Source organism: Brucella sp. IR068 (assembly GCF_049065885.1).
GTDB classification, from domain to species: Bacteria; Pseudomonadota; Alphaproteobacteria; order Rhizobiales; family Rhizobiaceae; genus Brucella; species Brucella intermedia.
In genome coordinates this window covers 40498-53313 of sequence record NZ_JBAKHE010000008.1, presented here as the reverse complement: position 1 = coordinate 53313, position 12816 = coordinate 40498, and the positions used below count along the sequence as shown (strand labels likewise).

Genomic DNA, 12816 nt, shown 5'->3' with positions numbered 1-12816 from the left:
TCATGTCGGAAAAGCTTTACCCGGTTCTTGCCGAGGCAAAGAGAAACACGCTCATCGACAACGCAACCTATCTCGACTGGTATCAGGAAAGCGTGAGCGACCCGGACGGCTTCTGGGCAAAGCACGGACGGCGCATCGACTGGTTCAAGCCCTTCACCAAGGTCAAGAACACCGATTTCAACGGCGACGTGTCCATCAAATGGTATGAGGACGGCGTCACCAATGTTTCCTACAACTGCATCGACCGCCACCTGAAGAGCCGTGGCGACGAGGTCGCCATAATCTGGGAAGGCGACAATCCCTATATCGACAAGAAGATCACCTATCGCGAACTCTATGAAAACGTCTGCCGTCTGGCGAATGTGCTGAAGAAGCACGGCGTGAAGAAGGGCGACCGCGTCACGATCTACCTGCCGATGATCCCGGAAGCCGCCTATGCGATGCTGGCCTGCGCGCGCATCGGCGCGGTGCACTCGGTCGTCTTCGCCGGCTTCTCGCCAGAAGCGCTGGCCGGCCGTATCGTCGACTGCGAATCCACCTTCGTCATCACCGCCGATGAGGGCGTGCGCGGCGGCAAGCCGGTTCCGCTCAAGGAAAACACCGATACCGCCATCGACATTGCCGCCAAGCAGTATGTGATGGTCAACAAGGTTCTCACCGTGCGCCGTACCGGCGGCAAGGTGAGCTGGGGTCCGGGCCGCGATCTCTGGTATCATCAGGAAGTGGCAAGCGTCGAACCGACCTGCGATCCGGAACCGATGAACGCGGAAGACCCGCTCTTCATCCTTTACACCTCCGGCTCGACCGGCAAGCCGAAGGGCGTGCTGCACACCACCGGCGGCTATCTCGTCTATGCATCGATGACGCACCAATATGTCTTCGACTATCACGATGGCGACATCTACTGGTGCACGGCGGATGTGGGCTGGGTGACGGGCCACTCCTATATCGTCTATGGCCCGCTGGCCAATGGCGCGACGACGCTGATGTTCGAGGGCGTGCCCAACTTCCCCGATCAGGGACGTTTCTGGGAAGTCGTCGACAAGCACCATGTCAACATCTTCTACACGGCGCCGACCGCCATCCGCGCGCTGATGGGTGCGGGCGATGAATTCGTCACTCGCTCGTCGCGCTCATCACTGCGCCTGCTCGGTTCGGTCGGCGAGCCGATCAATCCGGAAGCCTGGGAATGGTATTACAACGTGGTTGGCGACCAGCGCTCCCCGATTGTCGATACATGGTGGCAGACGGAAACCGGCGGCATCCTCATCACGCCGCTGCCCGGCGCAACGGACCTGAAGCCGGGTTCTGCGACGCGCCCGTTCTTCGGCATCAAGCCGGAACTGGTGGACAATGAGGGCGCCGTTGTCGAGGGTGCCGCAGACGGCAATCTGTGCATCATCGACTCCTGGCCGGGCCAGATGCGCACGCTTTACGGCGACCACAAGCGCTTCGTCGAAGCCTACTTCTCGACCTATAAGGGCAAGTACTTCACCGGCGACGGCTGCCGTCGCGACGAGGACGGTTACTACTGGATCACGGGCCGTGTCGACGACGTGCTCAACATTTCCGGCCACCGCCTCGGCACGGCGGAAATCGAATCGGCGCTCGTCTCGCATCACTCGGTTTCGGAAGCCGCTGTCGTTGGCTATCCGCATCCGATCAAGGGACAGGGCATCTATTGCTACGTCACGCTGATGACCGGTGAAGCAGTTCAGGATGAGGACGCCCTGCGCAAGGAGCTGACCCTGCACGTGCGCAAGGAAATCGGTCCCATCGCCACGCCGGACAAGATCCAGTTCTCGCCGGGCCTGCCGAAAACCCGCTCGGGCAAGATCATGCGCCGCATCCTGCGCAAGATCGCCGAAGACGAGTTTGGTGCACTGGGCGATACCTCGACGCTGGCCGATCCGGGCGTCGTGGACGACCTGATCGAAAATCGGCAGAACAAGAAATGACAAACGAAAGGCCGGGGATTTCCCGGCCTTTTCACACTCCCCAATTCTTTGACTTGCCTGAGAATTGAAGGGCCTTACACTTGCTCCCAGTCAATCAATTCCTGGAACTGGTATGGACTCCATCTTCAAAGATACATGGTTTCTACATTGGTTGACTGCGTCGGGTGGACTCGAAGAATTTGAGCAACCTATCTTCATCGAAATTACCGCAGCCTTCAGGACCTTGGAGCACTTCGTTTCGCCGCCCAAGCTCGATATTCTTCTCAATCGTTCAAAACATATAATTCCAGAGATCGGAATTCTGGGTCGGTCCCACAACAGTATGTTATTTTCGTTGAACTTCGATCCAGACAATCCCAACCTTAAACCAAGCCTTACGAACGGAACGCTTCAGCGCCAATTGCTGCATGAAATCCATCACTGCATGCGCATGGCGGGACCGGGCTATGGATGGACACTTGGTGAGGCGTTAGTGAGCGAAGGCATGGCAGGCCATTTCGTTCAACATCTCATGAACACTCCACCGGAACTATGGGAACGTGCAGTCCCCATCGACCGGCTGAAGGTGCATTGCCCGACAGTCGCAGAATTGCAGTCTACCGATTACGATCACGCCGAATGGTTTTTTGGTAGAGGAGAAATTCCTCGTTGGCTTGGTTATTCAATGGGATTCGAACTCGTGCGGCTCTGGCGTGAAACCGTTCGGCCGGAAACCCAAGATCAATGGATCAACACGCCTTCAAGTGAAATTCTTGCCATTGGTGAAAAAGCCGGACTGATCAAAGATTAAAAATCTATCGTCCGCCCCTTGATCTCCCAGTCACCATAACGGGCGGGATCCTTGCCGCCGCGACCGCCGATTTCGCGAGGCGCCTGAGCTTCCTTTTCGGCGGCACGGCGCGCCTCGGCTTCCTTCAGCGCGCGCTGGGCAGCGGGCGGCAGATCGTCAAACGGGCGCTTGTCCACGTTTTCCGGGCTTTCGGTTGCTTCGGTTTTCTCGCTCATCGGTCACATTCCTGTTGGCTGCGTCAGCTCCCATTATTGAAGCGAAGCCTGTTCATACCCATCATATAGGCAGAAAGGCACCCGCTGCAAAACCCTTGCAGGCCATGCAGCTTCAGATTTTGGAGACCGCCACGGATGAATATGACGAAAACTGCCATGCTGATCGCCCTCATGACGGTCATGTTCATGAGCATCGGCTATTTGTTAGGCGGCGGGGGCGGCATGATGATCGCGCTTGTGATCGCCGTCGCCATGAACCTGTTCGGTTACTGGAACTCCGACAAGATGGTGCTGCGCATGTACAATGCGCAGCAAGTGGATGAGCGCAGCGCACCGGACTATTACCGCATGGTGAGCGGCCTTGCCGCCAATGCGGGCCTTCCCATGCCGAAGGTCTACATCATCCATGAGGACCAGCCGAACGCTTTCGCCACGGGCCGCAATCCCGAAAATGCCGCCGTTGCCGCCACGACCGGCCTTCTCAACCGGCTTTCACCCGAAGAAGTGGCGGGCGTGATGGCGCATGAGCTGGCCCACGTCCAGAACCGCGACACGCTGACCATGACCATCGTCGCAACGCTTGCCGGTGCCATATCCATGCTCGGCAATTTTGCCTTCTTCCTTGGCGGCAACCGTGAAAACGGCAACGGCATCATGGGTGTGGTCGGCACCATCCTCGCCATGATCGTCGCACCCTTCGCCGCAATGATCGTGCAGATGGCCGTCAGCCGCACACGCGAATATGCCGCCGACAAGCGCGGCGCGGAAATCTGCGGCAACCCGCTTTGGCTGTCCTCGGCACTGGGCAAGATCGCGCGGGGCGCAAAAGCCATCCCGAACGAGGAAGCCGAACACAACCCGGCAACCGCGCATATGTTCATCATCAACCCGTTGAGCGGACGCGGTGCAGACAATCTTTTCTCGACCCACCCGGATACTGATAACCGCATTGCAGCGCTTGAACAGATGGCCGCCGAAATGGGCATCCGCTCTGCCGGAATGGCTCCTCGTGCCGCGGCCCCTTCCCAAAGCAGTGGTCCATGGGGTAATGCAGGCGGTAACAGCAATGGCGGTTCCGGTTTTCGAGGGCCGTGGTCATAAGGCATGATCCCGAAAAGTGGGAACCGGTTTTCGGACAAGATCATGCTTAAACAAAAAGTAGCAGAACAGCGTGAACGATAAAAAGCCTGCGCCGAAGCGCGGAAACAAAAAGCCGCTAACCAACAACAGCGCCGCAGACCTGCGCCCCGGTCTGGCGGCGCGTTTGTGTGCGGCGCGCCTTCTCGGCGCGGTGATCGAAAAGAACACCTCGCTTGACGGCCTGACCGACAATACCCACGGTCATCCGCAATATCTGGCGCTGGAGCCGCGCGACCGCGCACTGGTTCGCGCCATTCTTGGCTCTGCGCTGCGCAATCGCGGCAGCATCGAGCGCGCCATCAACAAGCGGCTCGACCGGCCATTGCCGGAAAATGCGGTGGCGCTGAAACATCTTCTGCATGTCGCCATCGCCCAGATTTTCTATCTCGACCTCCCCGACCATTCGGCGGTTGATCTGGCCGTGGAGGCGGCGAACAGCGACCCGCGCAACCGCAAATATGCCGGTCTGGTCAATGCGCTGCTGCGCAGGCTGTCGCGCAACAAGGAACGTGCGCTCGCCCACACGCTTGAGCCTGAAACGAACGTGCAGGAATGGTTTGCAAAGAGCATCACCGAGGCCTATGGCGCGGAAAAGGCAGCAGCCATTCTCGCCATGCACGCCTATGAGCCGCCAATCGATTTCACGGTCAAGGGCGACGCGGAAGCGTGGGCCGAAAGGCTGGGTGGCGTGGCGCTCCCCAACGGCTCGGTGCGCCTGCAGACTGTCGAAGGCAATCTCACCGATCTGCCCGGATTTGCCGAAGGCGACTGGTGGGTGCAGGATGTGGCGGCAAGCCTGCCTGCGCGCCTGATGGGTGACATCAAGGGCAAACGGGTTGCCGACCTGTGCGCCGCCCCCGGCGGCAAGACGGCGCAGCTTTTGCTCCAGGGTGCGGATGTGACCGCGCTCGACCTTTCCGAAAACCGGCTGAAGCGCCTGCGCGGCAATCTGGAACGGCTCGGTTTCGAGGCGAAGACCGTCGCCACCAATCTTATGGATTTCCAGCCGGACGAACTGTTCGATGCCGTGCTTCTGGATGCGCCCTGCTCGTCCACCGGTACGGTGCGCCGTCACCCCGACGTGCCATGGACCAAGACGCCGCAGGATATTGCCAAGCTTGCCGAACTTCAGGGCAAGCTTCTGGCGCATGCGGCCACCCTGGTCAAACCCGGCGGTGTAATCGTATTTTCCAACTGTTCCCTGCACCCGCTCGAAGGCGAGGAAATGGCGCGCAAGGCGGCGGAAAATCCGCTGCTGGAGCCTTTCCCGATCACGGAGCAGGATTGTTCCGGTCTGGAGGGGCTGGTAACGGCGGAAGGCTTTTTGCGGTCCACGCCGGCAGACCTGCCGCCGGAGCGTTTTGACGGCAATCCGCAGATGGCCGGCATGGACGGTTTCTTCGCCGCCCGCTTCAAGCGTCGGGCCTGAGACCGGATATAAGCAGACAAGTCGGATAATTTGCCATAACGGGCCGGGATGCCCGTTATGGTTAACGCTCGATTCACCATTTCTGTACAATTGTATCAAGGGAAACCGGCCTTTCGATCTGGCCGCAGCATGATGACAAACAATACGGAGAAAGACCGGGTGGCAGTCGCCCTCAGCGAAACCCCACATCTTTGGGGACTGGCCGTTGCACAGGCGTGGCGCAAGTTCAGCCGCCGTCTGCGTATGGGGCCGCTTTATCGCTGGCGCTTCACCGGCTTTACCCCGGACCGAATCCTGATCGCCCCGCCTGACCTGCGCGTCGCCGACCCCCAACTGGCGCAGGAGTTTTACCACGGCCGCTTTGCGCTTGCCGGTCGACTGGTCGAGACCGGCGGGTTGTCGCCTTTCGCCGTCGAGCCGCCGACACCGGAGTGGGAAGCGGCACTTCAGAGTTTCGGCTGGCTGCGCCATCTGAAAAGCGCCAACAGCGAACTGGCAACCGCCAATGCGCGCGCGCTCGTCGATGACTGGATGCGCATGTTCGGCAAGCGCATCGGCGGTCTTGCCTGGTCGCCGGAAGTCACCGCGCAGCGCATCATCGCCTGGCTGCAGCATTCCAATCTCATTCTGTCGGGCGCGGAACTTCCCGCCTATCGCAAGTTCATGCGCTCGCTCGCCATGCAGGTGCGTTACCTGCGCACCGTCGCTGCCGCCATGGATGATGGCGAGGAGCGCTTGCGCGCCCGCATCGCATTGGCTTTCGCCGCTCTGGCGCTGCCGGTTTCGCCGCCGACGGCACGTGCCGCGCGGCGCAATCTGGAATATGAGCTGAAGCGCCAGATCCTGCCCGATGGCGGACATATTTCGCGCAATCCCGTTACGGTTCTGGAGCTGCTGGCCGATCTTCTGCCGCTGCGCCAGACCTATGCCAATGGCACGGAATCCCCGCCCAAGGCGCTGATCGAAGCCGTCGAGCGCATGTTGCCGGCCCTGCGTTTCTTCCGTCATCAGGATGGCAGCCTTGCGCTTTTCAACGGGGTCGGCCCCACCATGCCGGAACGCATCATTTCGGTTCTGCGGCACGATGAAACTGCCGGATCGCCGCTGACCCACGCGCCCTATTCGGGCTATGAACGGCTTTCGATGGGTTCGACCACCATCATCGCCGATACCGGACTGCCGCCGCCGGTCACCGCATCGCGGGACGCCCATGCCGGCTGTCTCGCTTTTGAAATGTCCTCCGGACGCCAGCGCTATATCGTCAATTCCGGCGTCGACCGTTTCGGCCCGCCGGAATTTCGTCCATTGGGCCGTTCGACGGCTGCGCATTCCACCGCTACCATCAATGACACGTCCTCGTGCCGTTTCAGCCTGAATGCGGGCCTCTCCAACATGATCGGCACGCCGATTATTGCAGGCCCGACGCGCGTACAGCGCGACCGGATCGAGGAGATGGGGCGGCAGGGTTTTGTCGCCAGCCATGACGGCTATGCGCGCCTGTTCGGCATCTATCACGAGCGCCGCCTCGTGCTGTCGCATAATGGCAGCGTCATCCAGGGCGCCGACCGCTTCTATCGCGGCGACGGTCGTCCGTTGAAATCAAACGGACGCGACAATATTGCCGTCCGTTTCCACCTGCATCCCTCGGTCGATATTTCCTTCGATGAGAACGGATTGATCGTCCTTTCGGCTGACCGCGACGATACCTGGGTCTTTTCCTGCTTCGAGGTTGCGCCGCAGCTGGAAGATTCGATCTTCTTTGCAGGCTTCCGCGGTCCTGTGACATCGAAGCAGATCGTGCTCTCCTTCCCGGCTTCCGAATTGCCGGAAGTGAACTGGCAGTTCAGCCGCGTCGCACTCGGCAGTTACGTGTAATTCGCTCTCCCGCTCCTCCCCTTCGAGACGGCGCTGCGCGCCTCCTCAGGATGAGGGTGGAGCGTAATTAATCAGCCTCAACGAACGCACGCTGCGTTTGCGAGTCGACAGCGACATATCCATTCTGGAACGCTCTTCAAGCACCACCGCCCTCACCCTGAGGAGGCGTCCTGAGCTTGTCGAAGGGCGCCGTCTCGAAGGGTCGAGGATCAATGGGATCGAATGCGGGGCAAGAAATACCTCTTCACCGTTCATTTCCGGCCTTTTGCGGTAGGATTCTCGGCGCGCCTGTGTTAGGGCGAGCCGTCCACTTTCCTGAACGCATCCGTTTCAGCAACGAAGAGACCAACTCCCTATGGCTGTCAGCTCCAAGCATATTCCCGCTCCCGATCTTCATCGGGTGCGCCGCGCCCTCCTTTCCGTTTCCGACAAGACCGGTCTGATCGATTTCGCCAAGGCGCTTCACGCGCAGGGCGTCGAAATCCTTTCGACCGGCGGCACCGCCAAATCGATTGCCGCCGAGGGCATTCCGGTGAAGGACGTGTCCGAAGTAACCGGCTTCCCGGAAATCATGGACGGGCGCGTCAAGACGCTGCATCCGGCAGTCCATGGCGGCCTGCTCGCCGTGCGCAATGATCCGGAACACGTCGCGGCCATGGAAGCACACGGCATTGGCGGCATTGATCTCGCCGTCATCAATCTCTATCCGTTCGAGGAAGTCCGCTTCAAGGGCGGCGACTACGACACGACCGTCGAGAATATCGACATTGGCGGCCCGGCCATGATCCGCGCTTCCGCCAAGAACCATGCCTATGTCGCAACGGTCGTCGACCCCGCCGACTATGCCGACGTGGTGGCCGAACTGGAAAAGCATGCAGGCTCCCTGCCGCTCGCCTTCCGCAAGAAGCTTGCAGCCAAGGCCTTTTCGCGCACCGCTGCCTATGATGCGGCTATTTCCAACTGGTTTGCCGAAGCGATCGAGGAAGAAACCCCGGTGTATCGTTCGGTCGCAGGCAAGCTGCATTCCGTCATGCGTTACGGTGAAAACCCGCACCAGACGGCCGGTTTCTATCTCACCGGCGAAAAGCGCCCCGGCGTCGCCACCGCGACCCAGGTTCAGGGCAAGCAGCTTTCCTACAACAACATCAACGACACCGATGCGGCTTTCGAGCTGGTGGCCGAATTCGATCCGGCCCGCACCGCAGCCGTCGCCATCATCAAGCACGCCAATCCTTGCGGCGTGGCGGAAGCTTCCACCATCAGGGAAGCCTATCTCAAGGCGCTCGCCTGCGATCCGGTTTCGGCCTTTGGCGGCATCGTCGCGCTCAATAAAACGCTCGATGAGGAAGCAGCCGAAGAGATCGTGAAAATCTTCACCGAAGTCATCATCGCCCCGGACGCCACCGAAGGTGCACAGGCCATCGTGGCGGCCAAGAAGAACCTGCGCCTGCTCGTGACCGGCGGTCTGCCGGACCCGCGCGCCAAGGGCATTGCCGCCAAGACCGTTGCCGGTGGCCTGCTGGTCCAGTCGCGCGACAATGGCGTGGTGGACGATCTCGATCTCAAGGTCGTCACCAAGCGTGCGCCGACCGAAGCCGAACTCAACGATCTGAAATTCGCCTTCCGCGTCGGCAAGCATGTGAAGTCGAACGCCATCGTCTATGTGAAGGACGGCGCTACGGTCGGCATCGGCGCAGGCCAGATGAGCCGCGTGGATTCAGCCCGTATCGCAGCCCGCAAGGCGGAAGATGCAGCTGAAGCCGCCGGTCTTGCAGAGCCGCTCACCAAGGGCTGCGTGGTCGCTTCCGATGCGTTCTTCCCGTTTGCAGACGGTCTTCTGTCAGCCGTTCAGGCCGGTGCAACCGCCGTCATCCAGCCGGGCGGTTCCATGCGGGACGATGAAGTGATCGCCGCTGCCGACGAACACGGCATCGCGATGGTCATGACCGGCATGCGCCATTTCCGGCATTAATGCATGTCTCCCAAAAGTGGGAACCGGTTTTGGGATAAAGACATGCATGGAAACTAAAGCTTAAAGCGTGTCATACGAGTACGATAAAATGCGACACGCTGTTAAAGCTTATACGCATTATAAAACAGGCATTTACCGAGGCCCCGAAACCAGCCGTTCCGGGGCCTCGTTTTCATTGAGTTTCATATTGTTTCGTTTAAATTCGTTTTCAGAATAGACCGGATCAACGGAGGAGCCCGCCCCATGACGCAGTTTATCGGTTCCATCGACCAGGGAACCACGAGTTCGCGTTTCATCATTTTCGACCGGCAGGGCGATATCGTCGCGAGCGACCAGCGCGAACACGAGCAGATTTATCCAAAGGCGGGCTGGGTCGAACACAATCCAACGGAAATCTGGCGCAATACGCAGCACGTCATTGCCGCAGCGCTGAAGAAGGCAAACCTGAAGGCAGCCGACATAGCTTCCGTCGGCATTACCAACCAGCGCGAAACCACTCTGCTCTGGGACCGGAAGACCGGCGTGCCGCTCCATAATGCGGTCGTCTGGATGGATACGCGCACGGACGAGCTGGTCGCCCGTTACACGAAAGACGGCGGCGCGGACCGCTTGCGCGAAAAGACGGGCCTGCCGATCTCGACCTATTTCTCCGGCCTCAAGCTGCGCTGGATACTCGATCACGTTCCCGGTGCCCGTGAAAAGGCCGAAGCTGGCGACGCGCTTTTCGGCACCATCGACACATGGCTGGTCTGGAACCTCACCGGCGGCACCGATGGCGGCATTCACATCACCGATGTGACCAACGCCTCCCGCACCCAGCTGATGGATCTTTCGACGCTGAAATGGGATGAAGACATACTTCTTCTTTTCGATATTCCGTCAGCCTGCCTGCCGGAAATCCGTTCCTCGAGCGAGGTCTATGGCGAGATCGCCCTGCCCTCGCTTTCCGGCGTCAAGCTGGCGGGTATTCTTGGTGACCAGCAGGCAGCGCTCTTCGGCCAGGCCTGTCTGGAACCGGGCGAAGCCAAGAACACCTATGGCACCGGATGCTTCATGCTGATGAACACCGGCGAGAAACTGGTGCCCTCCAATTTTGGCCTTCTGACCACGGTTGCCTACAAGCTGGACGGCGCGAAGCCGGTCTATGCGCTGGAAGGGTCAATCGCGATCACCGGCGCTCTGGTGCAATGGCTGCGCGACAATCTCGGCATCATCAGGCACAGCAGCGACATCGAAACGCTGGCCCGCACCGTCGAAGACAATGGCGACGTCTATTTCGTCCCGGCCTTCTCCGGCCTCTATGCGCCGCACTGGCAGGATTCCGCGCGCGGCATCATCGCTGGCCTCACCCGCTTCGCCAACAAGGGGCACATCGCCCGCGCGGCGCTGGAGGCGAGCGCCTATCAGGTGCGCGAAGTGCTGGATGCGATGGTGAAGGATTCCGGCGTCGAGATCACGGAGCTGCGCGCCGATGGCGGCATGACCGTCAACGAGCTGCTCATGCAGTTCCAGTCCGACATTCTGGACGTGCCGGTCGTGCGCCCGAAAATCATCGAGACCACGGCGCTGGGCGCTGCCTATGCGGCGGGACTGGCCGTCGGCTACTGGAAATCGACGCGGGACATCGTGGAAAACTGGCAGGTGGGCCAGCGCTGGCACCCACGAATGCCGGTCGAGGAAAGCACGCGCCTGTTCCACTCGTGGGAAAAGGCCGTGCAGCGTTCGATGGGCTGGATCGAATAGAGCCGTCTCGAAAAGACCGGAACCGGCTCCGGCCCGTCAATGCGGGCCGGATGCAAGCGGCCTGTCGGCCGGATAAGGCGTAATGGCAGCCAGATAGAGCCCCACGACAAAAAACAGCAGCAGCACCGACATGCCAATCGCCGCGCAACCAGTGAGAGCGGTGATCGTCGCGACCAGAAACGGCCCGAGAAATCCCGTCGCCCGGCCCGCCAGCGCATAGATGCCGAAATAGCGACCCGATTCCTCCGGCCTGATGCTGCGCGCAAACCACGAACGGGCGGACGCCTGCACCGGCCCCAGAGCGGCCCCGATCATCAGCCCGTAGACGAGAAATGCCTGTTCCGCAGCCGTCGAGAACAACCCATTTCCCTCGGAATAGCCAACCGGCAAAAGCCCGAGCAGGAAATAATCCGTTCCGGTGGAAACGATACCGAACGAGGCGATGAGCAGAAGCACCAGCGATCCGAGCACGATGGCTTTTGAGCCGAGCCTTGCATCAAGACGAGCCGCGACGAGGCAGCTCAGGATCGCCGACACATTGGTGATCATGCCGAAGAGGCCGATTTCGTTGATGCTCCAGCGAAACAGTGAAGCGGCATAGCCCGCGCCGAGCGCGACAATGGCATTGAGCCCGTCCTGATAGACAAGGCGGGCGGCAAGGAAGCGGACTATTCCCGGACGCTTCCGCACTTCCCTCAGCGTCGACTTCAGTTCCGTCAGGCCGCTGCCGACCGCCTGGCGCAGCGGCTGGCCGCGCGCCTGATCCGGCGTGAACAGGAACATCGGCATGATGAAAACGAGATACCACAGCGCCGCGATGGGGCCGGTGATGCGGGCATCTTCGCCGCTGGCAGGGTCAAGCCCGAAGAGTGGCGGAAGCCCGATCAGGGTCCTGCCCGTCTCGGGTGACGACGCCAGAAAGACCACGACGAAGATCAGCACCAGCACACCGCCCAGATAGCCGAGCCCCCAGGCCAGATTGGATACTTTGCCAATCTCCCTGGCGGGGACGAGCCGCGGCATCATGGAATCGTTGAAGACGATGGAAAACTCCGCCGAGATCATGGCGATGCTGAATGCCAGAAGCACCCAGAACAGGTTTGCGCCCGGCACCGCGAACCACAGCGTCATCAGGCCCGCGATCTTCAGGACGGCAAAGAAGCCGATCCACGGTTTGCGCGCGCCGGTCTTGTCGGCAATCGATCCCAGAACGGGCGACAGCAGTGCGATCACGAGGCCCGCGGCGGCAAAGCCGTACCCCCAGGCGATCTGCCCCGCTTCCGGCGTGTCGGCCATGCGTGAGTTGAAATAGGGACCAAAGATGAAGGTTACGATGACGGTGAAGAACGGCTGCGCCGCCCAGTCGAAAAATATCCAGCCCCATACGCCACGCCGCGAGGCATGGCTGCGGGCAGCCATAAGCTGATCGCTCAATTACTCTTTCCTTCCCCCCACGCCCGAAGCGGCTTCCGACGATAGAGCACCATGCGCCTTTTGGCGTATAAAGACCACTCCAGCCCGATACATCTGCACACGATGCTTTGCGAAAACCGGTTCCGGATTTCATGCAGATGCACGCAGGCCAGCCGAGCCGTTCGGCTGCATCGTTCCTTCAATGTGTCGGATGAATTTCAGGCCCAAATCATATTAGCGGGAGCTTATACCCCGAAATGTGCACTGGAAAGAAATAAAAA

At 60.3% G+C, this 12816-nt stretch carries 9 protein-coding genes; 7 read left to right on the top strand and 2 right to left on the bottom strand.

The window, feature by feature from the left end; genetic code table 11:
* Positions 1-2 precede the first annotated feature (2 nt).
* Both acs and ACOWVS_RS14635 read left to right on the top strand, forming a co-directional pair.
* Complete coding sequence (gene acs, locus ACOWVS_RS14640; RefSeq protein ID WP_006471249.1) at positions 3-1958, top strand: acetate--CoA ligase; 1956 nt, start codon at positions 3-5, stop codon at positions 1956-1958.
* 112 nt (positions 1959-2070) lie between these two features.
* Complete coding sequence (locus ACOWVS_RS14635; protein WP_075042049.1) at positions 2071-2748, top strand: DUF2268 domain-containing putative Zn-dependent protease; 678 nt, start codon at positions 2071-2073, stop codon at positions 2746-2748.
* Here the strand turns inward: ACOWVS_RS14635 and ACOWVS_RS14630 are convergent.
* Positions 2745-2963: a DUF1674 domain-containing protein gene (locus ACOWVS_RS14630; protein ID WP_021588074.1), complete on the bottom strand. Its 219-nt coding sequence runs from the start codon at positions 2961-2963 to the stop codon at positions 2745-2747. The genes ACOWVS_RS14635 and ACOWVS_RS14630 overlap by 4 nt on opposite strands.
* 135 nt (positions 2964-3098) lie before the next feature.
* On the opposite strand from ACOWVS_RS14630, the gene htpX reads away from it, so the two are divergent.
* From htpX to glpK, 5 genes are all read left to right on the top strand, one after another.
* Positions 3099-4064 (top strand): zinc metalloprotease HtpX, encoded by a 966-nt coding sequence (gene htpX, locus ACOWVS_RS14625; protein WP_006467825.1) that lies wholly within the window; start codon positions 3099-3101, stop codon positions 4062-4064.
* Between the two features lie 70 nt (positions 4065-4134).
* Positions 4135-5532: an RsmB/NOP family class I SAM-dependent RNA methyltransferase gene (locus ACOWVS_RS14620; RefSeq protein ID WP_075042050.1), complete on the top strand. Its 1398-nt coding sequence runs from the start codon at positions 4135-4137 to the stop codon at positions 5530-5532.
* Between the two features lie 132 nt (positions 5533-5664).
* On the top strand, positions 5665-7407 hold the full coding sequence (locus ACOWVS_RS14615) for a heparinase II/III family protein (RefSeq protein ID WP_021588077.1): 1743 nt from the start codon (positions 5665-5667) through the stop codon (positions 7405-7407).
* 355 nt (positions 7408-7762) lie between these two features.
* On the top strand, positions 7763-9379 hold the full coding sequence (purH, locus tag ACOWVS_RS14610; RefSeq protein ID WP_075042051.1) for a bifunctional phosphoribosylaminoimidazolecarboxamide formyltransferase/IMP cyclohydrolase: 1617 nt from the start codon (positions 7763-7765) through the stop codon (positions 9377-9379).
* Positions 9380-9622: 243 nt separating this feature from the next.
* Positions 9623-11122, top strand: a complete 1500-nt coding sequence (gene glpK, locus ACOWVS_RS14605) for a glycerol kinase GlpK (protein WP_075042052.1) — start codon at positions 9623-9625, stop codon at positions 11120-11122.
* A 36-nt stretch (positions 11123-11158) separates the two neighbouring features.
* On the opposite strand, the gene ACOWVS_RS14600 is transcribed toward glpK, so the two are convergent.
* Positions 11159-12541 carry an MFS transporter gene (locus ACOWVS_RS14600; RefSeq protein ID WP_075042070.1) on the bottom strand — a complete coding sequence of 461 codons (1383 nt, stop codon included), beginning with the start codon at positions 12539-12541 and terminating at the stop codon, positions 11159-11161.
* Positions 12542-12816 lie beyond the last annotated feature (275 nt).

Excerpts from the sequence above, each read along its gene's own strand:
- ACOWVS_RS14635 (WP_075042049.1), top strand. The coding sequence starts at position 2,071 with ATGGACTCCATCTTCAAAGATACATGGTTTCTACATTGGTTGACTGCG.
- ACOWVS_RS14600 (WP_075042070.1), bottom strand. The coding sequence starts at position 12,541 with ATGGCTGCCCGCAGCCATGCCTCGCGGCGTGGCGTATGGGGCTGGATA.
- ACOWVS_RS14630 (WP_021588074.1), bottom strand. The coding sequence starts at position 2,963 with ATGAGCGAGAAAACCGAAGCAACCGAAAGCCCGGAAAACGTGGACAAG.
- ACOWVS_RS14615 (WP_021588077.1), top strand. The coding sequence starts at position 5,665 with ATGACAAACAATACGGAGAAAGACCGGGTGGCAGTCGCCCTCAGCGAA.
- acs (WP_006471249.1), top strand. The coding sequence starts at position 3 with ATGTCGGAAAAGCTTTACCCGGTTCTTGCCGAGGCAAAGAGAAACACG.
- purH (WP_075042051.1), top strand. The coding sequence starts at position 7,763 with ATGGCTGTCAGCTCCAAGCATATTCCCGCTCCCGATCTTCATCGGGTG.
- htpX (WP_006467825.1), top strand. The coding sequence starts at position 3,099 with ATGAATATGACGAAAACTGCCATGCTGATCGCCCTCATGACGGTCATG.
- glpK (WP_075042052.1), top strand. The coding sequence starts at position 9,623 with ATGACGCAGTTTATCGGTTCCATCGACCAGGGAACCACGAGTTCGCGT.